This window comes from Lichenifustis flavocetrariae (genome assembly GCF_026130545.1).
GTDB classification, from domain to species: domain Bacteria; phylum Pseudomonadota; class Alphaproteobacteria; order Rhizobiales; family Beijerinckiaceae; genus Lichenihabitans; species Lichenihabitans flavocetrariae.
In genome coordinates, this window is the sequence record NZ_JAMOIM010000026.1 from 41,449 (window position 1) to 65,870 (window position 24,422).

The following is a 24,422-nucleotide window of genomic DNA, read 5'->3' on the forward strand; positions in this document are numbered from 1 at the left end:
CTGGTCGGCCAGGATGTGGTTGGCCGCGACGAGCTCCTGGACGAGGGCTGCGCGGGGGGAAGGTCCGGCGTCACTGAAGTTCCTTTCAGGATCGTGCTGCTTGCCATACGCAGTCTTTTCACTGAGACCAGCGAGACCAACGCCGCGGAAGAACACTATCTCAGACCGCCAGCGTCTCTTCACGCAAAGATCGAGAGTAGTTGGACTTCCGACTAGGCGGCCGGTCGGACGCTCGCGAAGTGGGCGGCCACTTGGCCCGGAGTCGTTAGCCAGACGTCATCGCGACAGGCCGCAATATGCGCAAACGCCCGACGCAGCGCGCGAAGCCGAAACGGATGACCGATGACGAAAGGATGGGTGATGATGGTGCACACAAGCGGCCACTTTTCGGACTGAAGCAGCATCTCGTCGAACTGATCGATGATCATCCGTTCGTATTCCGTGGCGCCATGCTGGCGAAACACGATGGCTGGCGAGTCGTTCACCTCCAAGGAGTAGGGGACGGACAGGAGCGGCCCAGAACGGGTGCTGAGCCAGAACGGCTGATCGTCCGCCGGCCAGTCCAGCACGTAGGTGTAGCCAGCCTCCTTCAGGAGGTCGAGCGTGACGGGGGACTGCGCGAAGTAGGGGCCCATCCAGCCGCGTGGCTGCTGTCCAGTCGCCTTCCTGATCGTGTCGGTCGTCTCCGCGATCAGTGCGCGCTCCTCCGCTTCGGAAAGCGTGTCCTGTCGTTCGGCGTTGGTGCGACCATGACCGATCAGCTCGTCGCCGCGACTGATGATTCTTTCAATCAGCTGGGGGCATTCTTGAAAGGTCAGTGAATTGATGTTGTGCGACGTCGGAAATTCGTACTCATCGAGCAGATCGAACAGGTACCACTGCCCGACGCGGTTGCCATAGTCGCGCCAGGCATAATTGCGGGTGTTTTGAGTCGCGTTCGGAGTGGTGTTGTCACTACCCAGCCCACTCAGAAAGCTGAACACCTCAATATTATTACAAATGGCAAGCGCTAACCGCTTGCCCCCCGGCCAGGAGAAGTGCGGCCGCACCGTAATTGGCGAGTAGGCGTACCGGCCATGCTTGATAAGGTCGATGAGGGGCATGGGATTCCTGCATCAGCACATTAATCGGGGACCGTCGAGACTAAGCTTCACCGCGGACTTGCCCGCTAGCTTCTCCACTGAGGCAGCGCCGTTTTCGACGCCGCCCTAGCGATCCGGGCACTCTCTGACCAGCGACAAGAAGCGCCGGTTCGAGACGATCATCGTGCGATCATTGCGCAGCCAGATCGCGAATGGCTGGTGTCGATAATTCGAGCGCCCGCGCATAGCGTTCGACACCTTCATCGATTTCGTCCCGCGTGATCGAAAGGGGCGGCGAGAAGGCGTTGACGTCGATGTAGGGCAGGCCGCGCACCAGAACCCCCTCGGCTATGGCGTTCTTCGCGACGACCCGTTGAGGTCCGGTCTTGGCGGCGAAGGCGCGCTTGGTCTTCTTGTCGGCGACGAACTCGACCCCAAGCATGAGACCTGTGCCACGAACGTTACCGACGTAAGGGTGATCGCCAACTCTTTCGGTGAGGCGAGCCAGCATGTAGGGGCCGAGCTCCGCGGCGTTCTCGACCAGGCGCTCTCGCTCGATGATGTCGAGGTTCACGAGCCCGATGGCTGCGCCGACCGGGTGCCCCGCATAGGTGGACCCATGCATGACGGGGCCGTACTGGGGCGATGCCGCCTCAAGCACCGCCCAGATCTCCTCGGAGATCACCGAAGCGGAAACCGGGAAGTAGGCACTCGTGAGGCCTTTCGCGAGCGTGACGATATCGGGCTTCAGGTCGAAATGAGCGGTGCCGAACCACGAGCCGAGCCGGCCAAAGCCCGTGATGACCTCATCGGCGATGAACAGGATATCGTTCTCGGCAAGGATCGGCTGCAGGCGAGCGAAATAGCCGACCGGCGGCAGGCAGACGCCGCCTGAACCGATCACGGGCTCTGCGATGAAAGCGGCGATCGTCTCCGCACCTTCGCGCCGGATCAGGTCCTTGATCTCATTGATGAGGCGCTCCGTGAATGCCTCCTCGCTCTCGCCCTCGTGGCCAAAACGGAAGTAATGCGGGCAGGACGTGTGGAAGACACCTTCCACGGGGAGGTCGAAGGCAACATGGTAGGCCGGAATACCCGTCATGCTGGCAGATGCCAGAGTCGTTCCATGATAACCGCCCAGGCGCGAGATCACCTTCTTCTTTTGAGGCTTGCCGCGAAGATTGTTGTAGTAGCGGACCAGCTTATAATTCGTATCGTTAGCATCTGAGCCGGAAGTGCCGAAGAACACCTTAGACAGGTGTCTGGCGCCGGCCTTTTCGCGCAGCAATGACAAAACCCGGTCTGCCAATCGAATGGCGCTCTCGTTGGAGGACGAGCCGAAGAGGTGGTAGAAGCTCAGATCGGTGATTGCCTTAGCGGCAGCCTCGGCAATCTCGGTTCGCCCATAGCCGACGTTGACGCACCATAGGCCGGCCCCGAGATCGACCAGCACGCGTCCCGTCTGATCCTTGATCCGAGCCCCGTGCGCATCCGACAGGATCAGCGGCCCATTCTTGAGGTGGTCGGCAATGGAGGTCGCCGGATGGAACAGAGCCTCGCGATCCATATCGGCGAGCGAGAAGTTTCGCGGCATCTCAGTCATCACTTGTCTCCTTGTTTAGCTACCAATGGGACGTTCCCGCACCCTGAAGGTGGGCTAACCTGCGTCTCTGAACGCGATCTCAACTTACATTCATATTGACCAAGATATCGATGGCCTCACCATGAGGTTTATACTTAGTATCTAATGCATCAATCTGTAGTAATAATCTAAAAAATCAGGTTGTATCAGGTTATAATGAATAATAAAACTTGATTAACGAAATATATTACAATACATGAACCACAACACTATCTGGAGAATTTGCATGGAACTCAATCTTCGCGGCAAGACCGCGCTTGTGACAGGTGGATCCAAGGGGATCGGGCTCGCGATTGCGGCGGCGCTCGCCAGCGAGGGCTGCGCTATACATCTCGAGGCTCGCACCGAGGCCACACTCACCGCGGCGCGGGAGGCGATCCGGGCGCGCTACCCGGTCCCGGTTACGCTGCATGCGCTGGATCTCGCCCGAAGCGAGTCGGTCGAAACCCTCGCCGAGCGCTGTCGTGACATCGACATCCTGGTCAACAACGCTGGCGCCATTCCCGACGGCTCGCTCGACACACTCGACGAAAAGAGCTGGCGCGCCGCATGGGATCTCAAGGTTTTCGGCTACGTCAACATGACGCGCGCGTTTCTCGGGCTGATGCAGCAGCGAGGTCATGGTGTTATTCTCAATATCATTGGACTTGCGGGCGAAAGGCCGGATGCAGGCTTCGTGGCTGGAACGGCGGGCAACGCCGCCCTGATGGCGTTCACACGCGCTGTCGGCAGCACCAGCCTCGACCACGGCGTTCGCGTTCTCGCCGTCAATCCCGGCCCGGTGGATACCAGCGGCGGATTGAGTGATCCGGCCCTATCGCAGCAATCGGCGGGTCCCCGTGCGGTGACCGCAAGGGACGTGGGCGACCTCGTTGCCTTCCTGGTGTCCGAGCGCGCCGCCTCCATCACCGGTACGATCCACACGATCGACGGCGGGCTTGGCGCGCGACGGTCGTAGATCGACCGTCCTCGGCCACCATCGGCGTCTCCAGATGCAGCGCGAGGGCTGTGCTGGAGGCGAGCCGGCTTCGCCGATGCGTCGGACGAGTTCTCTGTCGCATCTTCAAGCCGAGGACAAACAACATAGGACGACTCGTGTAGGTATGGAAATAACTTCGTACTAAAAACCGCAGATATATTGAAGAGTCAAGTCTTACATCTGGACATTCTACAATTTTCTATTTATATGATGCCTCGTTCGGAATCATGAGAGGGAATCTAACGTGAAAGATACTGTTAGTCAGAGATCATCGGACGCGACAATTCTAGCGGTGCGTCAATTTAACCGGCGAACATTGCTACAGGCGGCGGCGGTAGTCGGGTCTGTTACGGCGGCTGGGCCATGGGTGGTGCGTGACGCATGGTCATCGTCGGGTGAACTGACGTGGTTCACTTGGGACGACTACAATGCCAAGCCGTTTGTCGAACAGTTCACTAAAGACACCGGCATCAAGATGAAGCTCGAGATCTTCACGGGGAACGAGGACGGTCTCAACAAGCTGCGTGCGGCCCGCGGCGAGGGATACGACCTGGTGACGCCGGGTCTTGCCTGGGTCAGTGCCGGTGTCGATTTCGGGCTGTATCAGCCGATCGATCTGGCGAAGGTGCAGAACTACGGCAACATCGACAAGGCGTTCGGCGAGCGAGCGGGCCAGCTCGGTGGAACGCGCGACGGCAAGACCTACGCGATCCCCTTTACCTGGTCCAACGAGGCGCTTGCTGGAGCGGCCGAGGTTCCGCTGGTGGCCGGGAAGACCTCCTACGGAATTCTGTGGGACCCGCAATACAAGGGTAAGGTGATGGCGCGGGCGCGCACCCTGTTGCTCGCGACGGGGCTGTGGATGGAAGGATCGGGCAAGCTGGCGCCGGGTTCCATGCTGCGCGCCTTCGACGATGAGGCGACGATGAAGGCGGCCTACGGCACCGCGCTTGCCTATGCAATCGCCAACAAGGCGCAGATCAAGCAGTTCTGGTTGGGGGGCGGCGAACAGAAGGCCGCGCTTCTCCAGAACGGCTGCGTTCTTGGCCTCGCCTGGGATAGCGTCATGTTCGGGCTGATGAAGGAGAGCAATCCCCTCAAGTACGCCGCGCCGGCCGAAGGTGCGCTGACCGTCATGGACACGCATGCGATCGCCAAAGGCGCCAAGAACGTCGAGCAGGCCTATGCGTTCATCAACTGGAGCCTGCAGGCCAAGACCGGCGCATTGATGACCAACAACATCGGGTACAACAGTGTCGTCTCGGGCGCCCCGGCGTTCTACGACGATGCCTACAAGAGCTTCTTTGCAGCGACGTTCCCGGCTGACGCGCTGTCCAAGCTGTTCATCCAGGGAACCGAGCGCCCCTGGTTCATCGCGGCGCGTCAGCAGATGGTCGATCAACTGCTCGCCGCCTGATGACCGATCCGGCGGGAGCGGCTTCGGCTCCGCTTCCGTCGGTACAAACGAGCGAGTTCGAACGACAGACCGGCCAGCAGCGTGGCTGCGATCATGGCGCACGCCACCGCATTGATGGCTGGTGTGACCCCGACCCGAAGCTTGCCGGCGATGTAGATCGGGAGGGTCTCGTCGATCCCGATGCTGAAGAGCGTCGTGTTGTAATTCTCGAACGATTGAATGAACGCGAGTGCGACGGCCGAGAACAGCGCTGGGCGTAGATACGGCAAGGTCACGGTCCAGAAGACCTGACGCGGTGAGGCGCCCAGATCAAGCGCTGCCTCCTCGAGCGTCTCGTCGAAGCGCTGAAGGCGGGCCATGAAGATCAGCATGCAGTACGTGCTGATGAAACTCGATTGGCCGAGCACCGCGAGACCCCAGAAGCCGCTCACCTGGGCGGCGCGGTCCCAGAAGATTGCGGTCGAGAGCCCGATAACGATGCCCGGCATCAAGACCGGCGCAACGAGAAGCGCATAGAGGAGGCCGCGCCCACGCGCCTTGAGCCGCGACATCAGGAGCGCGCCAGCCAGGCCCAGGGTGATCGACAGCACAACGACGGCACATCCGACGAGAAAGCTCGTTCCGAGCGCCTGCCAGAGCCTGTCGTCCTGCCAGGCGACGGCAAACCAGTGGAGCGTGAAGCCCCGCCAAGGGCTCAGCGTCGGGACGGAGCTGCGGTTGAAGGCTGCCGCTATCATATAGAACAGCGGGGCAAACAGATAGGCGAAGAACAACCCCAGGTAGGCCCGCGCACAAAACCGACCGAGGCGTTCCATCAGCATCATCGCGCGATGTCGCTCAGTCGAACGCGCAACAGCCACATGACGATGACGATGAAAACGAGGCAGAGGATCACGAGGCAGAAGGCATAGGCCGCGCCCATGTTCCAGTTGATCGCATTGAACTGGTTGTAGATGAGCTGGGTAAACCACAGACTGCCGGTTCCCCCCAGCAACTGCGGCACGGCAAACGAGCCGGCGGCAAGCATGAACGTGACGATGCAGCCGTTGGCGAGTCCTGGCTTGGCGTGCGGAAGGACGACGTCCCAATGGATCCGCCACCACGGCGCGCCAAGGTCGCGCGCCGCGTCCACCAGATTGGGGTCGAGGCTTTCCAATGCGGTGTAGAGGGGCAGGATCATGAAGAGCAGGTAGGTGTAGACGAGGCCGACGATCACGCCGACGTTCTTGTTGATGAAGTCGAACGGTTCGGAGATGAAGCCGAGACTCATGAGGACCTGATTGAACAGGCCTTTGTAGGAAAGCAGCAGTTGCCAGGCGAAGGCACGGAGGAGTTCGTTCACCAGAAACGGGATGATGAGCGCTATCGCGAGCCACCGCGCCCTGCCGCTCCGCTTTTCGCGCGCCAGCGTATACGCGACCGGATAGCAAGCCGCTAAAGACAGAACAGTGACGAGGACGCTCGCCCAGATGGTCTTGAGGAAGATCGTCTGGTTGAACTTGTTGAGCAGCACGACCGCGAAATTGTCGAACGTATAGCGGTCGTTGGGACCGCCCCAGTCGACCGGCGGCAAAAACGGCCGGAAGGCGTAATCGATCGTTACTATGAGCGGTAGAAGCATGAGGACCAGGAGCCAGAGCCCGGTGGCTGTGAAGATGTAGGCGAGGCCGAGGCGGCCGAAGCGCGTCAGGGCGCTGCTCACGGCACGACATCCAGGCGGGCGATCGGACCCGCAGGCAGGATCAGACCGTCCGCTGGAGAAAAGGAGACCGTCTGCCGGCTGCCTGGCGCAAAGGCGAGCCCCGTACCGTCGTTCGCGAGCGAGAGGGTCACTAAGCGACTCGACACGTGGCGCAACGTGATGATGAACGTCAGACCTTCGAACATAACCTCGTTGATGTCGCCGGTCAGGCTGTTGACGACGAGATCATCTTCTGCGGCCGCAATCCGCAGCCGCTCGGGCCGGACGAACAGCATGGCCGCATCACCGGTGGTGAGGTGCTTGGGATTGCGGCCGCGCAGGTCTCCGACGGCCGTTTCGATCACCGCGAATTGTCCGTCGGTTGCGGTGATGCGGCCGACCAGAATATTGCTTTCGCCGACGAACGAGGCGACAAAGGCGGACCCTGGATTATCGTAGATATCGCTTGAGCCGCCGATCTGCTCGATCTGGCCTTTCGACATCACCGCGACGCGATCGGACATCGCGAGGGCCTCGCCCTGATCGTGCGTGATGTAGATGAACGTGATTCCGGCACGCCGTTGCAGGGTCCGCAGCTCCGCACGCATGTGCTGCCGCAGCTTGAGGTCAAGCGCAGACAGTGGTTCGTCGAGGAGCAGCACCTTCGGCTCGACCGCGAGCGCGCGGGCGATGGCGATGCGCTGGCGCTGGCCGCCGGACAGCTCCTCGATCCGCTTCCCGGCGAAACCGCTCAGGGCAATGAGATCGAGCATCTCGTCGACTTTGCGGCCTCGTGCCGCTGCCGACACGCCGCGCACCTTCAAGCCGTAGCCAATGTTTTCAGCGACGCTCATCAGCGGGAAAAGCGCAAGGTTCTGGAAAATGAGTGCGGTGGGCCGCCGATTGGGCACGATGCCCGCAAGGTCAAGGGTGCCGAGCCGGATGGAACCGGCGCTGGGTTCGATGAACCCCGAGATCATGCGAAGGATTGTGGTCTTGCCGCAACCGCTCGGGCCGAGAAAGCTGAAGAAGCTGCCTTCGGCGATATCGACCGAGACGTCTTGAACAGCGACGTGTGGGCCGAACGTCTTGGCCACTCCGATGAGGGCGAGATCGTTCTTCATGGAAGGGCCGCGCCGTTCGACATCGGAGTCCTGCGACAGCACCGGATCAACGGTTTCATATGCCGTGCTGACCCAGGAACGATGCCATGTCGGGCACCGCATCGATCGTCAGCAGTCCGTCGAGAAACCCCGCACTCTGTTCTTGCGTCCATGCTCCGGCGGTCAGCGCGAGGAATTTGTCACGCAATTCCGCGGGGCTGTGAGGCCTTTCGGCCTCGCCCTTAGTGTGCTCGCCTCTGCCCTTCCACGTCTTTCCACCGCACGGCGTCACGGTAACCTCAACCATCTGCCTGCCGGGGAAGGCCTTCGTGAATTCTGGACTCTCCGTAACGACGACGCGCCGTGCCAGCGCCTGGATGGCCGGATTATCGACGGCCGGTTGTTCGAAGTTTTCGAGGCCTGGCTTGCCGTGGACGATCAGCGACGCGATAGCGAACGGCACGGAAAAGCGCGCATCGAAGCTCGTGCGACATTCCGTGCGGTGTAGGCTTGCGAGGAAGCTGTAGCCGACCACATGGACGCTTTCGATCGACGTGGGATCGACGCGGTCTCCACCCTCGGCAAGCCAATCCTCGATGAGGTCGAGTGCCGAGTGGGCGTAGCGCCCGCACGCGTGGATCTTGAAGTAATTGCGCGCCGTCAGGTATTCGCTACCGAGCAGGTTGACTGTCGCGGCGCTGTCGAAGCCGTCGCCATAGATCTTCCCGAACACCGAGCCTACACCATCGCGCTCGCCGGTGAAGCCGCTCTCCACCATCTCGCAGGCGAGCTGCCCGTTGAAGCCGCTCATCCCGGTGTAGATGTTGCGCACCGTCACGCCCTCGATGATCGTATTGCGGCTGGTCGCCACCCCGCACGTGGCTGCAACGTTCAGTAGTTGGCGCATCCGGTCAGGGTCGTAGCCACTCAGCCTGCCGACCGCCACCGCGGCGCCGAGCACGCCGTAAGTCCCGTGCGGATGAAAGGCGAACCGCGAGTTGGATGCGCGGTTGATGCGCGCCGAGATCTCGTAGCCGAGGAGCACCGCGAGCAGCGTGTCGGCGCCCGAAAGACGCCGGGCCTGCGCGACCGCGATGGCGGCAGGGACGACCTGGATTCCGGGATGGCCCTTGGCGTGAAGATTGCCTTCGTCCTGCTCCTGCCAGGTGCCTGCGGTGCCGTTGAGAAGCGCCGCGTCGCGTGGGTCGGCGGCAACCCCGGCGCCGATCACGGACGCCGCCCCCGCGGCACGCCCGGTCAAGTGTCGAGCCACGAAGGCCCGCATCTCAGGAGTCTGCATGCCGCCAGCGACCGCACCTATACAGTCCGCAATGATCCAGCGGCCGCGCTGCAGCAAGCTGTCTGGCAAGTCGGCAATCTGAGTCGTGCACGCAAAGTTGGCGAGAACGGTCAGGTAGTCGTCCGCGGAGCCATCTTGAGTGCGATCCAGTTTGTCGTCTCCTTACGTTGCAGCGGCTCGCGTCGACAAGCGACGACCCATCCAAACCGCAGTTTGAGTGAAGCCCTAGCGAGCTTCCGTTGACATTGAATACGAATGTACACATAAATATACGAAAGGTTCAAGGGGCGTGACGAGGTCTTTTTGGTCTCGGTCGATGACCCACACGGAAACGCTGCCATGAATGTCATCAGTCCCATGATTGCTGATCGCCATCCGTTCCTCACCGGCAAGCCGAAGCGCCTTTTCATCGATGGCAAGTGGGTCGAAGCCGTGTCCGGCAAGACCTTCGAGACCCACAACCCGTCCACGGGCGACGTGCTGGCCTCGGTTGCCGAAGGCGATAGCGCGGACATCGATCGGGCTGTGGCTGCCGCCCGGCGCGCCTTCAATGGCCCCTGGCGCAAGTTCAAGCCTTATGCACGTCAAGCGCTGCTGTTGAAGCTGGCCGATCTGATCGAGGCCCACTTAGACGAACTGGCGACGCTCGACACGCTCGACATGGGCGCGCCCATCGCGCGCACGGGCGGCAGCCGCCAGCGTGTGCTGGGTCTTTTGCGCTACTACGCCGGACAGGCGACATCGATCCACGGCGAAACGATCGAGAACTCGTTGCCGGGGGAGTATGTGAGCTACACGCTGAAGGAGCCGCTCGGCGTCGTCGGCGCGATCATCCCGTGGAACAGTCCGCTCATCTCGAGCGTCTGGAAGATCGGACCCGTTCTGGCGACGGGCTGCACGGTGGTCTTGAAGCCTGCCGAGGAAGCGTCGCTGTCGCCGCTGCGCCTTGCCGAGCTGTGCCAGGAAGCGGGGATCCCGCCCGGCGTCGTCAACGTAGTCACCGGCTACGGTGAGACGGCCGGATCGGCCCTGACCCGGCATCTCGATGTGGACAAGGTGGCGTTCACAGGCTCGCATGTGACCGGCCAGAAGATCATCCAGGCATCGGCTGGCAACCTGAAGCGCTTGTCGCTGGAACTCGGCGGCAAGTCGCCGGACGTCGTCTTCGCGGATGCCGATCTCGACGCTGCGGTGCCGGGCGCTGCCATGGCGGTGTTTGCGAATTCCGGCCAGATCTGCAGCGCCGGCACCAGGCTGTTTGTGGAGCAAAAGATCTACGAGGAGTTTACGGCCCGCGTGGCGGATTTCAGCCGAACCCTTCGTGTGGGCAACAGCATGGACTCGGAAACGCAAATCGGTCCGCTCGTGTCGTCCGAGCAGCTGGACCGCGTCACCGGCTATCTGTCGCTCGGCCAACAGGAGGGCGCACGCGCCCTGTCAGGCGGCGCGCAACTGACCGAAGGCGACATGGCGAAGGGCTTCTTCGTGCCACCCACCGTCTTCGCGGACGTGAAAGACGACATGCGCATCGCCCAGGAAGAGATTTTCGGCCCCGTCATCTCCGCCATCCCGTTCACCGACTTCGACGAGGTGATCGAGCGGGCGAACAAGACGACGTTTGGCCTCGGCAGCGGGGTGTGGACCCGCGACCTCTCCAGAGCGCACAGGATGGCCGCGCGGATCAGCGCCGGGTCCGTCTGGATCAACTGCTACCAGGCGATGGATCCGGCCGTACCGTTCGGCGGCTACAAGATGAGCGGCTATGGTCGCGAAAGCGGCAAGCAGCACGTTGACGAGTATCTCAATGTGAAGTCGGTTTGGATCAAGACGGCTTAGACCGGATGTGCTGCCAAATGAGCCGCGATGCTTGTTTGAGATTGTGCCTGTTGCGGCGCTGACGTCCTGCCAACGTAATCCGCAGGTTCGGATCTGATCCCGCATAGTCGATGGGGCGTCGGGGCTCGTCAGGCCCCGCCGCGCACCCATCGCGGACGCAGCCGTCACAGGCAACACCGCTCTGTTCTTCTGCGGCATCTGCGACGGTGGGCCTGCCTCAAGCGGCAAGACGGTCCGGCCAGCCTTTGCTAAGACGCTTCTCAGGCGCGTGAATGGGCGTGCAAGGAGCAGGATGATGGCGGCAACGGCGTCGCGCAATTTATTAGGGCAGAACGCCTACCGCGCCATTCTCGAGTCCATCCGCGAAGGCGTGTATTCTCCGGGGGACCACCTGCGTGAACAGGAGGTTGCAGAGCATCTGGGGGTCAGCCGCACGCCGGTGCGCGAGGCCATGGGACGCCTTCAGGAAAAAGGGCTCTTGGAGGCCGCGCCGGGCAGGGGCCTCGCCATTGCCACCCTCACGACGGAAAAGGTGTTTGAGCTGTATGCGATGCGCGGTGAACTTGAGGCCGTGGTGGCCCGCTTCGCTGCACAGCACGCAACCGACGCCGAGATCGAGAACATGCGCCGGGTCAACCTTCAGTTCGGGGCCGCTCGTGTCCCAAACGATGCGGCGAAGCTGAACAGGGTTTTCCACGCCCTCCTCTACGCGGCCGCGCGTAATCGATATTTGCAGGCCGCCGTGGAGGATCTTCAGGAGACCATCACGCTCCTGCGTTGCACGACCTTCACGCAAAACGGGCGGGTCGAGGTCGCATCGGAGGAGCATATCGCCATCCTCGCGGCTATCGCCCTGAGGGACGCACCCGCGGCGGCTGAAGCCGCCCGGAATCACATCAAGTCGTCGCTGGGGACCCGTCTCACGATGATCCGCGCCGACGAAGGCACCCATCATTGACGGTATGGCCCCGAGGGGCCGCCAGCGCGCAATCGGCTGCGCCCGCCTCGGGTGGGCCAGAGCCTCGCGTCAATATCATAACTCAGGGAGCGGCGTTGGCGCATGCCGCGTGCATCCTGATAGCCAGTCCGGCAGCGGGAAGATTTCGCATACCGATCGGCTAATCGGCCCCTGCTGATGACCTGCGACCTCGCCGACCAAGACATCGCTTGCACGATTTTGTATACGATCGTATGCCGGTGCTGGGGGAGGCTGTTGCATGTCGGCGGTGGACGTTCTGGTCATCGGAGGTGGAAACGCGGCTCTTTGTGCGGCGATCGCCGCGAGTCGGGAAGGGGCGCGGGTTCTGGTCCTCGAAGCCTCGAACGCGTTCTGGCGAGGCGGCAATACGCGACACACGCGCAATATGCGTTGCGCGCATGACCAGGCGACTGAAATCCTCACGGGACCGTACTTCGAGGATGAGTTCTTCGAGGACCTCCTGAGGGTCACCAACGGACAGACGGACGAGACGTTGGCCCGTCACATGATCCACGAATCAAAGGAGATGCTGACGTGGATCGCCGAACAGGGGGTGCGCTGGCAGCCCTCTTTGGGCGGTACGCTCTCCTTGGGACGCACGAACGCGTTTTTCCTCGGCGGTGGCCGCGCCATGCTGAACGCACTCTACGCGACTGCGGAGCGGCTCGGCGTGGAGATCCGGTACGAGGCGGAAGTGACAGACATCGAGATCGACGACGGCATGTTTCTTTCCGCTACCATCGGATCGACGGCCGAGCGCATCGAGGCACGGTCGCTCGTCGCGGCCGCTGGCGGCTTCGAGTCCAACATCGAGTGGCTCAAACGTTATTGGGGCGACGCCGCCGACAACTTCATCATCCGTGGCACGAGCAATAACAAGGGCACGATCCTCAAGCTCCTGCTCGACAACGGGGTTCAGGAAGTAGGCGATCCGACACAGTGCCATGCCGTCGCCATCGATGCCCGGGCGCCGAAGTATGACGGCGGGATCATCACCCGGCTCGATTGCGTCGTGTTCGGGATCGTCGTCAACAAGAACGCCCAGCGCTTCTATGACGAGGGCGAGGATATCTGGCCCAAGCGCTACGCGATCTGGGGGCGCCTAGTGGCTGCACAGCCTGACCAGATCGCCTACATCGTTTTCGACGCATCCTCGCTGACACTCTTCATGCCGTCGCTTTATCCGCCCATCCAGGCGCCCACCATCGGGGAACTCGCGCAGAAACTCGGCCTCGACCCGGCCGCGCTCCAAGGCACCGTGTCGGCCTTCAACGAGGCGGTTCGCCCCGGCACGTTCGACTACAAAATTCTCGACGACTGCCGCACGGACGGTTTGACGCCGCCGAAGTCGCATTGGGCGCGCCGCATCGAAACGGGTCCCTTCTACGCCTATCCGGTCCGGCCGGGGATCACCTTCACCTATCTGGGTACGCGGGTGAACAAGGACGCCCGCATGGTGATGGCTGATGCCCGTCCGGCCGCCAACATGTTTGCGGCAGGCGAGATCATGGCCGGGAACGTGCTGGGAGAGGGTTACGCCGCTGGGATCGGCATGACCATAGGAGCAGTGTTCGGACGCATCGCAGGACGGGAGGCCGCGCGCAATGCCCGCAATTGAGCTCGCACCCGCCCAGACGTCGGGCACGACCGCCGCCCATGCCAGCGCCGCCCTGGCCGAGGCGGACAGACTGATGACGGTCTGCAACTCCTGCCGATATTGCGAGGGCCTTTGCGCGGTGTTTCCCGCGATGGAGATGCGGCGCTCTTTCGCCGACGGCGATCTGAACTACCTCGCCAACCTCTGCCATTCATGCGGCGCCTGCTACTCCGATTGTCAGTTCTCGCCACCGCACGCCTTCGCGGTGAACGTGCCCCGCGTCCTTGCCGAGGTGCGCAACGAGTCCTACGCCCAATACGTCTGGCCTCGCGCCCTGGCGCCCCTCTTTGCCCGGAACGGCATGGCGATCGCCATTGCGGCGGCAGTTTCGGTGGCGGCGTTCCTGTTCGGCTTCATGGCCCTCAACGATCGGGCGGTGATGTTTGGGGTCCAGGCTGGCGAAGGCGCCTTTTATCGACTGATGCCGCACAACGTGATGGCGCTGCTGTTCGGCGCCGCGTTCCTCTATGCGATCCTGGCGATCGGGCTCGGCCTACGCGCCTTCCGGCAGGACATAGGCGCGCCGAGCGGCATGATGCGCGATCCCGGTGATAATTGGCAGGCGGCGCAGGATACGGCGAGCCTGCGCTACCTCGACGGTGGCGGTGCGGGCTGCATGAACGAGGACCGCCAGCCTGAGAAGGATCGGCGGAAGCTTTACCACCACCTGACCTTCTACGGTTTTTTGCTCTGCTTCAGCTCGACCTCGACCGCGACGCTCTACCATTACGTTCTCGCGCGCGAGGCGCCGTACCCGTGGTGGGACCTGCCCGTGGTGCTCGGAACGCTCGGCGGCATCGGGCTCCTGATCGGGCCTCTCGGACTGATGCGACAAAAGGCGGTGCGCGACCCGGTGATGCGCGAGCCGAGTGGCCGCAGCATGGAAGCCGCCTTTACCCTGATGCTTTTCGGCCTCGGGCTTACCGGCTTGGTGCTGCTTCCGCTGAGGGCCACACCTGCCATGGGAACGCTGCTGGCGATCCATCTCGGCTTCGTGTTCGGCTTTTTCATCACGATGCCGTACGGCAAGTTCGTGCACGGCATCTACCGCTATGCGGCGCTTGTGCGCTATGCCCAAGAGCGAAAAGCACTGCACGGGACAGTTCCATAAGCCAAGCCCCCGCTGGCGATCTTGGGCGCCACGTCAAGTTATAGAGCCGCCGGCCCACCCCCCCCCCTTTGTGCTCGCCGCGACCGATCCGGCCTGGAGGCAGGGCGATGCGTGGCCAGGCTAGGTTCTTTCAATATTGACGAGCGCCTGAAGGAAATCTCGGCCAAAGGCGACGATCTTGTGCAGCTCAACGCGATCGTCGATTTCGAGGCGTTCGGTTCGATTTGCTCGCTCGGATGGCAGCAAGGGTGGCCGTCCCCCTTTCGATCATGTGGAAGATGCTGATCCTGCAGGCGAGCCGCTCGCCGTCGGACGAGCTGACCGAGGCCCTGATCAAGGTCACGCTGTCGTTCATGCGGTTCCTGGGACCCTAGTTCGACCACCTGTGCCTCGACCGATCGGCCGTCCGTGGACACCTGGCGTAGCCGACGATCGCCACCTGAGTCGTTCTCCTATTCGCACGTGAATTACGCCCAGGGTAAACGATTGATGCAAAACAGCCTAAATCCCGTGCGAAATTCCTGCAGACCGTGTGGAAACTCCTGATCCTGAGGTTTTGGGTGCAGCACGGCTCGGCATTTGCGCGAGGAGGTGCATTCGGCGTCTGATTGCACTGTTGGGCGTCGTGAGGTCGCTGGAAGCCTGATAGCGGTCCGCGAGCGCGTGACTAGGAACAAAACGGGCGTGTCTCATGCCCTTGCGGTAGCGATCAGGTCCGGCACCCCGACCAGGGTGATAGTCCGCCGGATGTTGTAGGCGAGCGCCGTCAGGCTGAACTCGCCACGCACGTTTTCCAGCCGCCGCATCAGGAAGGCACCTTGCCCCATCCATTGTTTGATGGTGCCGAACGGATGCTCGACGGTCTCGCGCCGGCGATCGAGGATGTCGGGGCTGTCCGGCTTCAGGTGCCGCAACAGCCAGATCACCTCGACGTTGCGATGGGTTTCGGCCTCCAGGCGCCGGCTCGACCGGACCCGGTTCAGATAGCCGTAGACGTACAGCTTCAGCAGGTCGGCCGGATCGTAGCCGGGGCGTCCCGTCGCCTTCGGCAGGACACGGGCGAACCACGCTGCCGCAAGATCCAGCCCGTCGACAAAGGCCTCGATGAACCGGACCGGATTGTCCGTTCCGACATAGTCGTCCACCGCTTCCGGCAGAAGCAGCATGGGATTGGGATTGCCCCGGTTTGGTGGACACCCTGAAGCTTTTGCCAAAGGTGTTCCCGATGCCCAAGACGCGCGCGGCGTATTCGCCTGAGTTTCGTCGTCAGATGATCGATCTTGTTCGTGCAGGTCGCGATCCTGATGATCTTGCCCGAGAGTTCGAGCCGACCGGGCAGTCGATCCGCAATTGGACCGCGGCGCCGGACCGACAAGAGAGTCGGCGGGAAGAGGTGGTGCCTGCTCTGGGCGTGGCCGAGCGGGACGAACTGGTTCGGCTGCGGCGGGAGACTAAGCAGCCCCGCGTCGAGCGGGACATCCTGTCAAAAGCCGCGGCCTGGTTTGCACGGGAGACCGGGACGCTCCCGTCCGGCTCTTCCGGTTCATGAGCGGAGCCAGCTTGAGGCTCCGGCCAGCGAAGCTGGTTGGAGAAGCTGGCGGAGAGGCGAACCAGGCCTGCTTCCCGGTTGCCGCCATGGCGCGCGTGCTCGGCGGAGCCTGCCAGGGCCCACGCCAAGCGTAGCTTGGTGGGGTGGCAGGCGGAGGTGTGTCCAAGGCGGGCTACTATGCCTGGCGGCAAAGGCCGCCGTCTCGCCACGCGGTTGCCGATGCGGCCTTGCTGAAGCGGGTCAGGACCGTGCACGGCAGTTCGCGCCAGACGTACGGCGCACACGTGTTCACGCCGATCTCCAGGGCCTGGGCGAGCGCCATGGCCGCAAACGGATTGCGCGTTTGATGCGAGAAGCCGGGCTCGTGGGCGGAGCAGCCAGAGGCTCCGGCATGCGAAGCATGTTGGAGTGGCTGCGGAGGGGCCAGCCACAGGCGTGGGCGGCCCGATCACGACGCTGCGGGACACGGAGGCCCGACCCGCGCCGGATCTGGTCGACCGCAACTTCACGGCTTCCGGGCCAAACCAGCTCTGGGCGGAGCCTGCCAGAGGCTCCGCGCGGCGAAGCCGTGTGGAGTGGCAGGCGGAGGGCCGGTGGGCGATGCCTATGACAACGCCATGGCCGAGAGCTTCTTCTCGACGCTCGAAGCCGAACTGCTGAAGCGGCGGCGGTTCGCTTCCCAGGCGGAGGCCCGAATGGCCTGCTTCAGCTACATCGAGGGATGGTCCAATCCGATCCGCCTGCATTCGGGTCTAGGTTACCGCTCACCCGTCGCCTATGAAGCCGAAGCAGAAGTGGCCATGAACGACCCCTAATCCCCAAGCCTGAAAACCGTCCACCGAAACCGGGCAACCTCAGTCTCGCCATCCGGGCGCGCCAACCTTTACAAGCACTTGTGCTGATCGGCTGTCGAAGCTTTGTGCTCGTACGGAAAAAACACGGAATACTGGTCTCTGATCAGCTGCGATGTGTCGAGGGTTTTCGGTCGCGCAAACATTTCACGCGCTCGGCCCGGCCGCGCTTTCGGTGCCCGCTCGCCCGGCTTGCTGCGCGGAGAAGCCGATGCTCGTGCTCAGCTTCCAGCATTGGCCGGAGCCTTCTGAGAGCCAAACCAGCGCCAGTTCTCACTCACCAGGTTTGCAGAGGACGGCCGTGAACTCGTTTTTATGGAACGCCGTCTGGTAGACGCGCTCCACAACCAGGTCGATCAAGCCTTTCCGGTGCAGCGCCGCCATCACGGCCCGAAAGCTGTCGGGCGTAAACTGCCAAGCATGCACGTCGACGTAGCCACCTGCCGCCGCCTCGAACTCTTTCAAAGCGGCGTTGGTCCTGGGCAACACGCTCTCCCAGTGTGTGTCATCGAGATGATCGCCTGCCCAATGCCGGCTGGTGTCGTTGTGGGTTGTGAATGCGCGATGTTCGATCACGCTCAGAAGCTTGTGCACGGTGGCACCGCGGGCCTCGATGATATCTGCAACGCTGCTCTCCGGAATGAGGGCATCGAAGCAAAAGCGCTTGTCGGGAACGACAAGATAGTAGCGCCCGCCAGCCTTGAGAACGTTGGCCACCGCTTTGAGATGTCGGATCAGGTCGGGCTGATGTTCAACGCAATGCGAACTGACCACGGCCGTGAACCGACGATCAACGATCGAAAGGTCGCCGACCGGCGAGACCCAATCGATGGCCGGAACGCGATCTGGATCAAGACCGATGCGCTCGGCCCGTGCCTTCAGATCGTCTTGGCTTAGGACATCGAAGTATGAGACGTGCGGCCCGGTGACGACGGGCTTGCCGAAAGGACCGATCTCAAGGATTGAAGTTTCCTCCGACAGGAAAGGGATGAAGTTCTCCCGGATCGCGAGCCGAGATCCTAGTCGACCTTCCCGTATTCCAAACTGATGCCAGTGATCTTCAGCCGTGGTCCGGTCCATATGCTGTAGATCGGGGTAGCTTTTCCGATAGAAATCGGCGTCGAACTCGGGGTCGAGGGAGTTCATCCAATCGCCTCTCAAACAGCATAAAATGAAAAGCTCGCTTACTTCCTTGCTGTGAGTCAACACGGTCGACACAGGAGGTGAACCGATGCAACACCTCGGCTTGGGCCGCGCCGAGCGAATCTTGTGCGACTCCTCGGCATGTGCCCCTTTATTCGCGAGATCAGGATCGGCGACCGGCGCGATCCGCGTTTTCACCGACCTTCAGGCAAGAACATGGAGCGCCCCGACTGATTTTGCACGCACCGTGACGGAATCGCGGCAGCACGCACCAAGGGAAAGCTGCTGGGTGCACCCCTCGACGGCGCACTCGACCCGTCTACCGGGAGATGAAACGCTGAGGAGTCGCTTGACCAGCGCCACTGAGCTGGTCAGCAACACCAAGCGTGAACGCCTTGTCCCAGCAGGAGTCAGCAGATGAAAATTACGATCTACGCTGGCAACGCGGGCGATCGGAACGATCGAGGAATGCGCGGTGCCGTTGACCTCGGTTCAGCGATCGCCGAACGTTGTGGCGTGCCGGCACGAACCGTCGCCGCAACGGTAAAGCCGATCGAAGGCGGATGGGCAGAGCAGTTGCAGGCTGCCGCTCCCAACCTACGGTTGCTTGCTCAGCGGGTGGTCGAGCGTCTCGACGCGGGAGAGCCCATGGTCATCACCATGGGCCGCTGCGCGGCCAGTATCGCCACGCTGCCGCTTGTCGCGCGGCGCTTTCCTGATGCGGCCATCGTCTATTTCGACGCCCACGGCGACTGTAACGTGCCGGTCGAAGATCGCGTCACCGACTACCTTGGAGGCATGGTCATCTCGGGCGCCGCAGGCGAATGGGATACTGGATTTGGCCAGGACGTTGATCTTACCAACGTAATCCTCGTTGGTGCTCGCGACCTCGATCCACCGGAACAAGTCCGCATCGATAGCGGTCAGATCAGGCTGGTGCCGGTGGGACCCCGATTGGGAGCCAGACTGAAGAACGCCATTGGTGGCCGCCGCGTTTACGTGCACTTCGACTGTGACGTGCTGGACGCGGGCTTGCTGGCAACCGAGTATCAGGTTCCTGGCGGGCTTCAGTGGATCGATCTTCTCGACGCTTTCGAAATCCTTGCAGCGCATGAGCTGCTGGGGCTGGAAATCACCGAATACGAAGCATCTTGGCCGGGGGGCAAGCCCACCGATCCATCCCAGTTGCTCTCTGCCATGCAACCCGTCCTGGCCGTGCTTCAATCACGCCGTTTTGGGAACTCCTCGGCAGAATCAGCGCCTTGCCCTCCATGATCCGAAGGACGCCAAAGCACTCGCCCCAACGCTGTTTCTGCTCGGTATTTGAAGTTCGACGGATCGCCATACTGACGCATAAGTCGCCGAAGCTCATACCTCGTAGTTCGGCTGCTGGGTCATCGTTGGACCCTGATCCTCCCCCATCGAAGTGGTCCGTCCTGATGTATGGCTTTTGAGCCTGAGCGAGGACGGATGAGATGCCGAGGAAGAGACACAACCCTCCGCCAGCTTCTCCAGCAGGCAAGCCTGCCGGAGCCTTGTAACTCCTTCACCAGCCGACGCGCTTCTCGCTAGAGTGCAAATCGGTTGCTGGGAGAGGGTCGCCGCAGGAGCCATGAGGGCCTCGTGTGTGCGGCGATTGGTCGGCATCGCTCGACGTAACGCAAGACGCCGCGGGGCGGAGTGGCCAGGGCCCACGGCCTGCGAAGCAGGACGGGGTGGCACACGGAGGGCAGGAAGACGAAGAAGCGCTAACCGCTGACATCCTCGAGTTTGCGAGACAATACGGCCGATACGGCTATCGCAAGATCGGCGCTCTGTTGCGCGATGCGGGCTGGCTGGTGAACGACAGGCGGATCGAGCGGGTCTAGCGGTGCTAGGGGTCTAAGGTGCCGGCCAAGCAGCCGAAGAAGGGACGCCTGTGGCTCGATGACGGCTCCTGCGTCCGTCTTCGGCCCCAGCACCGTGATCATGTCTGGTCGTATGACTTTGCCGAGGATCGCACACATGACGGAGGAAGGCCGCTTCCCAAAACGATTTCCGCCAAACTGCAGGTCAGCGGCGTTCAGGGCACCATAAAACTTCCGGCGCCATCACGACTGTCCCGGACGGCTTCATTCCTGGACGAGAGGGCGTATGACGCCTATCGTAATCCCGCTTGCACAGTACGCAGGACATTCGCGGAGCTTAATGGTTCACGACATTCAAGCAGCCAGTTCCGCCTTGTTGCCAGAGACTGCGAGATGAGCGCGATCACGCACGGGGTAGATTGGGCTTGGACGTCGCTTGCCACCTCCAAGACCTGGTGGCCAACCCTGCCAACGATGACCGGCGTGCTCGTGGCCAATCGCGAAGACCGCAATGGAGGCATGCGTCATCGGAGCGGGGACTTTGGGCAATAATATCGAGGACGCTCCCTTATCCCTCCGTACCTCATCGGCCCCCGATGGCAAGTCTTGAAAATCCGCGACGACGTTCCCGTGGGTCTGTTGTCAGCGCGCGCCAGAGAAGAAGCTTGCCCGAATGACTGCACGTCGGGGCCGACGACGACCCTCACTATGCCGTTCACCACGTCTGAGCTGCTCGCAAGGATCGGTTCGATGTCTGCATGTCTCGCCTCAGCCAAGCTGAACTTTCGGTCATGACCCGGCTGCATGCATTGAGCACGCCGCTGACCGCGATGTCCGATCTGACGGCGATCCTGAATGAGGCGCTCGAGGCGATCATGGAACTGCAGGGCGCCGATTTTGGCAACATCCGGTTTTATGACGACGCGACCAAGACGCTCAAGATTGTTGCCCATCGGGGTTTGGGTCAGGAGTTCCTCAACCGTTTCGAGACCATGGACGCAAGCGATGCGACAATCCAAGGGTCGGCGCTGCGGAGCGGGGCTCGCGTGCTCATCCATGACATCATCACGCATCCTGACCACAGACAGGATCGGGACATCGCGGCGTAGACGGGATATCGCGGCGTCCAAGCGACACCTCTGCTCGATCGGAGTGCCGGCAGGCCCATCGGAATGCTCTCAACGTTCTTCCGCGAGCCGTACCGGCCATCGGCCCGCGATTTGCGTTTGACGGACCTCTACGTCCGGCAAGCTGCCGATGTGATTGCCTCCCGGCTCGCGGAACAGCGATTGCGCGACAGCGAGGGTCTGCTGACGGCAATCTTGAAGCACGCTCCGGGAGCCGTCGGGCTGTTCGACCTTGAGGGAAACCTGCTTTTCCGGGGCGGCCCGTTGGCCGAGTTGTGGGGCAACATCATTCCGTCGCGTGAGCCGGAAGCGGCCCACCGCTGGCGCGGCTTCGACGCGAAGGGCGGGCTGCTACCCCGGTCGCAATATCCCGGCGCCAGGGCGCTGCGGGGTGAGGTCGTCACGCCGGGTATCGATTTCATCTACGATGGCGATCGTGGCGAAGAGACCTGGATCCGCGTCAGTGCCGCACCGTTCCGCAACGATGCCGGCGAGATCACCATCCTGCAAAATGTCAACGAGGAGAAACATGCCGAGCAACGGCTTCGCGAAAGCAAGTCGAAGCTCCAGGCCGCCGTCGATCTCGTTAAATTGGGTCGCTATGCGTGGAACCCCCAGACCAATGACATGCAGTGGGATTACGCGCTGCGAGAAATGTGGGCCTGCCCAAGGACGCGCCTGTCGACTACGACGTCTGGCGCGCCGGTGTCCATGCCGAGGATCTGCCGCGTATCGAAGCCGCAGTACAACGGAGCACTGACCCGCAGGGCGACGGCGTCTACGACGTGGAGTACCGGGTCATCGGCAAGAACAACGGCGTGGAGCGCTGGATCGCCACGCGCGGCCAGGTACATTTCGAAAACAAGAGAGCGGTTTCGTTTTATGGTATCGCCCTGGACATTACCGATCAGAAGCGGATCGAGCGCATGCTGGAGCGCCGTGTCGAGGTGCGAACCCGTGAATTGGAGGATGTCAATCGCCAGTTGCGCGCCCAGATCGAGCAACGAATAAGCGCCGAAGCTGCTGTCCAGCAGCTGTACCGGCTTGATGCGATCGGGCAGATCACATCCGGGGTGGCGCATGATTTCAACAATCTGCTCAGTGTCGTGCTCACCAATACGCGTCTGATGTTGCGCAAGTCGCATGACCCCGACGTTCAAGAAGGGCTGGAACTGATTCACGCTGCTGCAGAGCGTGGCGCCAAGCTCACGGGGCAGCTTCTCGCATTTTCGCGCAAGCAGCGGCTCGAACCGCAGTTTCTTGATCTCAACAGCAAAGTCAGAGCGATGAGCGATCTGCTCGTCGCCACATTTGGAGGAACGATCCAACTCAGGACGATCTTGAGCTTGCATCTGTGGACCGCTCTGGTCGACCCGACCCAGATCGAGCTGATCCTCTTGAACCTCACCATCAATGCGGGGGATGCGATGCAGTCGGGCGGTACTCTGACGATCGAGACCTTCAACGCCACGATTGATGATGAGCCGGTGCAGCCGGGAGACCCCTCGCCGGGAGACTATGTGGGTCTCGCCGTCATCGATACAGGCGCCGGCATTGCGGACGATGTGCTGCCGCGCGTGTTCGAACCCTTCTTCACGACGAAGGCGCCAGGAAAGGGCTCGGGCCTCGGACTGGCTCAGGTCTTCGGTTTCGTCAAACAATCCGGCGGTGGCGTGCATATCGAGACCCGCGTCGACCAGGGAACGTCGGTCAAAATATTCCTTCCGCGCGCAGAGTTTCCTGCGGAGGATTGGGAGGAAGAGTTCGTTGGCGTAGCGCGCGCTCCGGAGGCACATAGGACTTTGGGTATCCTGGTCGTCGATGACGACAAGGCGGTCCTTAAATCGACGGTCAGGGTGCTCGATTTTCTGGGATATATAGCCTTTCCAGCCGAGAGCGGGGATGAGGCGCTTCGGCTGATCGCCAGCGAACTCCCGATCCAAGCCGTGCTAGCCCGAATAATTCACGTTTGGGCTGGCGGATGTAGCTTAAAGCACTGACGTGATTTAGGATTTGGTTGTCTAAGCCGATCCCGTGTCATTTCAGGAAGCTACATCCGCCATGGATGATCCTACGTTGTCGCTGCCTGGCCTGTCACCTCTTGGGCGGACATCGATCGTGGCGCGGTTCGATGGTGGATCGTTGTCGTCGGATTCTGGCGTTCTTGTGCTGCGGGAAGTCGAGAAACGTCTCGGCGTGGCGGATCGGTTGGCCGGATGCCTCGACGATCCTCGCAACCCCGATCTCATCGTGCACGGCCTCGCCGACATGATCCGTTTCCGCATGTTGATGATCGCGGCGGGCTATGAGGATGCCAACGACGCAGCCGCCCTGCGCCACGATCCGGTGTTCAAGATGGCGCAGGGCACGCTGCCGTCCGGACGCGACCTCGCCTCTCAGCCGACGCTCTCGCGGCTGGAAAACCTGCCCGACCCGCGCGCCTTGCTGCGCATGGGGCGAGCCATGGTGGATCTTTACTGCGCGTCATTCGCAAAGGTGCCGAAGCAGATTGTGCTCGACATCGACGACACGTTCGATGCCGTTCACGGCGGCCAGCAGCTTCGGCTGTTTAACGGACACCACGACAACTATGGGTTCCAGCCCATCGTCGTGTTCGACGGGGACGGCCGTTTCGTCGCCGCCGTGCTGCGTCCGGCCAAACGGCCGAGCGGCGTCAAAATTCGGGCCCACCTGCGCCGCCTCCTGCGCGCCATCCGGGCCAACTGGCTGTCAAACGGCTTGGAAAAGGGACCCCAGATCGGCGCCGAATAGGCGACAAAGGAACGTGTGAATGTCACTATCGGGTATGCCCTGGCGTGACGTCACCTGAGCGCTCGGATGATACGTAACATCTGGGTTGACATCGACTATTTGTGACAAAGTAGCCTTGGGCCTAAAGCTTGAGGTGACACATGGCCCGCATCGGTTACGCCCGCGTCAGCACGATCGACCAGGATCTCGACATTCAGCAAGCCAAGCTGAAAGCCGAGGGCTGCTCAGTGATCCGGGCCGAGAAGGTTTCAGGCAGCAGCCGCGATGGTCAGGGGTTACGCATGAAAGACGCCTGTGAGGATTTGCTCCATGTATTGGTTGTTCCACGCTGCCATTTTCCGTCTTC

At 61.9% G+C, this 24,422-nt stretch carries 19 protein-coding genes and 5 pseudogenes; 16 read left to right on the forward strand and 8 right to left on the reverse strand.

The genetic code is table 11. The features are described from left to right. Positions 1-212 precede the first annotated feature (212 nt). A complete protein-coding gene (locus tag M8523_RS26095; RefSeq protein WP_282587824.1) occupies positions 213-1,103 on the reverse strand; it encodes a polysaccharide deacetylase family protein in 891 nt (296 codons plus the stop codon). A 169-nt stretch (positions 1,104-1,272) separates the two neighbouring features. Further along, complete coding sequence (locus M8523_RS26100) at positions 1,273-2,685, reverse strand: aminotransferase (RefSeq protein WP_282587825.1); 1,413 nt, start codon at positions 2,683-2,685, stop codon at positions 1,273-1,275. A gap of 265 nt (positions 2,686-2,950) precedes the next feature. Between M8523_RS26100 and M8523_RS26105 the strand changes: the two genes are divergently transcribed. Then, the gene (locus M8523_RS26105; RefSeq protein ID WP_282587826.1) at positions 2,951-3,682 is read left to right on the forward strand and encodes a short-chain dehydrogenase/reductase; all 732 of its coding nucleotides are present in this window, start codon (positions 2,951-2,953) and stop codon (positions 3,680-3,682) included. Positions 3,683-4,070: 388 nt separating this feature from the next. Beyond that, positions 4,071-5,120, forward strand: coding sequence for an extracellular solute-binding protein (locus M8523_RS26110; RefSeq protein WP_282587827.1), 1,050 nt, complete (start codon positions 4,071-4,073; stop codon positions 5,118-5,120). Here the strand turns inward: M8523_RS26110 and M8523_RS26115 are convergent. The 4 genes from M8523_RS26115 to M8523_RS26130 are packed head-to-tail and all read right to left on the reverse strand — an operon-like array spanning position 5,102 to position 9,354. After that, positions 5,102-5,935: an ABC transporter permease gene (locus M8523_RS26115; protein WP_282587828.1), complete on the reverse strand. Its 834-nt coding sequence runs from the start codon at positions 5,933-5,935 to the stop codon at positions 5,102-5,104. The genes M8523_RS26110 and M8523_RS26115 overlap by 19 nt on opposite strands. Positions 5,936-5,940: 5 nt before the next feature. Next, positions 5,941-6,822 carry an ABC transporter permease gene (locus tag M8523_RS26120; protein ID WP_282587829.1) on the reverse strand — a complete coding sequence of 294 codons (882 nt, stop codon included), beginning with the start codon at positions 6,820-6,822 and terminating at the stop codon, positions 5,941-5,943. Beyond that, positions 6,819-7,925, reverse strand: coding sequence for an ABC transporter ATP-binding protein (locus M8523_RS26125; RefSeq protein WP_282587830.1), 1,107 nt, complete (start codon positions 7,923-7,925; stop codon positions 6,819-6,821). Before M8523_RS26125 ends, M8523_RS26120 begins: the two co-directional genes overlap by 4 nt. A 55-nt stretch (positions 7,926-7,980) precedes the next feature. Beyond that, positions 7,981-9,354: an MmgE/PrpD family protein gene (locus M8523_RS26130; protein WP_345894303.1), complete on the reverse strand. Its 1,374-nt coding sequence runs from the start codon at positions 9,352-9,354 to the stop codon at positions 7,981-7,983. A 189-nt stretch (positions 9,355-9,543) separates the two neighbouring features. On the opposite strand from M8523_RS26130, the gene M8523_RS26135 reads away from it, so the two are divergent. The 5 genes and pseudogenes from M8523_RS26135 to M8523_RS36845 all read left to right on the forward strand — a co-directional run. Next, positions 9,544-11,040, forward strand: a complete 1,497-nt coding sequence (locus M8523_RS26135) for an aldehyde dehydrogenase family protein (RefSeq protein ID WP_282587831.1) — start codon at positions 9,544-9,546, stop codon at positions 11,038-11,040. Positions 11,041-11,332: 292 nt separating this feature from the next. Next, complete coding sequence (locus M8523_RS26140; RefSeq protein WP_282587832.1) at positions 11,333-11,998, forward strand: GntR family transcriptional regulator; 666 nt, start codon at positions 11,333-11,335, stop codon at positions 11,996-11,998. A gap of 259 nt (positions 11,999-12,257) precedes the next feature. Continuing rightward, the gene (tcuA, locus tag M8523_RS26145) at positions 12,258-13,637 is read left to right on the forward strand and encodes an FAD-dependent tricarballylate dehydrogenase TcuA (protein ID WP_282587833.1); all 1,380 of its coding nucleotides are present in this window, start codon (positions 12,258-12,260) and stop codon (positions 13,635-13,637) included. Beyond that, the gene (tcuB, locus tag M8523_RS26150) at positions 13,624-14,787 is read left to right on the forward strand and encodes a tricarballylate utilization 4Fe-4S protein TcuB (RefSeq protein WP_282587834.1); all 1,164 of its coding nucleotides are present in this window, start codon (positions 13,624-13,626) and stop codon (positions 14,785-14,787) included. The genes tcuA and tcuB overlap by 14 nt, the downstream gene beginning before the upstream one ends. Positions 14,788-14,898: 111 nt before the next feature. Then, a pseudogene (locus M8523_RS36845) lies at positions 14,899-15,155 on the forward strand (transposase); the annotation flags it as partial. A gap of 321 nt (positions 15,156-15,476) precedes the next feature. On the opposite strand, the gene M8523_RS36850 reads toward M8523_RS36845, so the two are convergent. Beyond that, positions 15,477-15,953 (reverse strand): transposase, encoded by a 477-nt coding sequence (locus tag M8523_RS36850; RefSeq protein WP_428351331.1) that lies wholly within the window; start codon positions 15,951-15,953, stop codon positions 15,477-15,479. A gap of 59 nt (positions 15,954-16,012) precedes the next feature. Here M8523_RS36850 and M8523_RS26170 point away from each other — a divergent pair, with 59 nt between their 5' ends. Next, entirely contained in the window at positions 16,013-16,336 is a 324-nt protein-coding gene (locus M8523_RS26170; protein WP_282587836.1) for a transposase, read from the forward strand. A gap of 587 nt (positions 16,337-16,923) precedes the next feature. Next, positions 16,924-17,151 (forward strand): annotated as a pseudogene (locus tag M8523_RS26175) (integrase core domain-containing protein); the annotation flags it as partial. Between the two features lie 309 nt (positions 17,152-17,460). On the opposite strand, the gene M8523_RS26180 reads toward M8523_RS26175, so the two are convergent. Further along, the gene (locus M8523_RS26180; RefSeq protein ID WP_282587837.1) at positions 17,461-18,333 is read right to left on the reverse strand and encodes a class I SAM-dependent methyltransferase; all 873 of its coding nucleotides are present in this window, start codon (positions 18,331-18,333) and stop codon (positions 17,461-17,463) included. Between the two features lie 414 nt (positions 18,334-18,747). Between M8523_RS26180 and M8523_RS26185 the strand changes: the two genes are divergently transcribed. The 7 genes and pseudogenes from M8523_RS26185 to M8523_RS26215 form a co-directional block, all read left to right on the forward strand. After that, positions 18,748-19,605, forward strand: a complete 858-nt coding sequence (locus M8523_RS26185) for an arginase family protein (RefSeq protein WP_282587838.1) — start codon at positions 18,748-18,750, stop codon at positions 19,603-19,605. Between the two features lie 452 nt (positions 19,606-20,057). Further along, a pseudogene (locus tag M8523_RS26190) lies at positions 20,058-20,342 on the forward strand (IS3 family transposase); the annotation flags it as partial. Positions 20,343-20,935: 593 nt separating this feature from the next. After that, complete coding sequence (locus M8523_RS26195) at positions 20,936-21,286, forward strand: GAF domain-containing protein (RefSeq protein ID WP_282587839.1); 351 nt, start codon at positions 20,936-20,938, stop codon at positions 21,284-21,286. A 674-nt stretch (positions 21,287-21,960) separates the two neighbouring features. After that, positions 21,961-22,134: pseudogene (locus M8523_RS36855) on the forward strand (PAS domain-containing protein); the annotation flags it as partial. 96 nt (positions 22,135-22,230) lie between these two features. Continuing rightward, positions 22,231-23,304: an ATP-binding protein gene (locus tag M8523_RS26205; protein ID WP_282587841.1), complete on the forward strand. Its 1,074-nt coding sequence runs from the start codon at positions 22,231-22,233 to the stop codon at positions 23,302-23,304. A gap of 61 nt (positions 23,305-23,365) precedes the next feature. Then, positions 23,366-24,031: pseudogene (locus M8523_RS26210) on the forward strand (IS1380 family transposase); the annotation flags it as partial. A gap of 185 nt (positions 24,032-24,216) precedes the next feature. Then, positions 24,217-24,422 (forward strand): recombinase family protein (locus M8523_RS26215; RefSeq protein ID WP_282587842.1); only part of this gene is annotated, 206 nt, incomplete at its 3' end.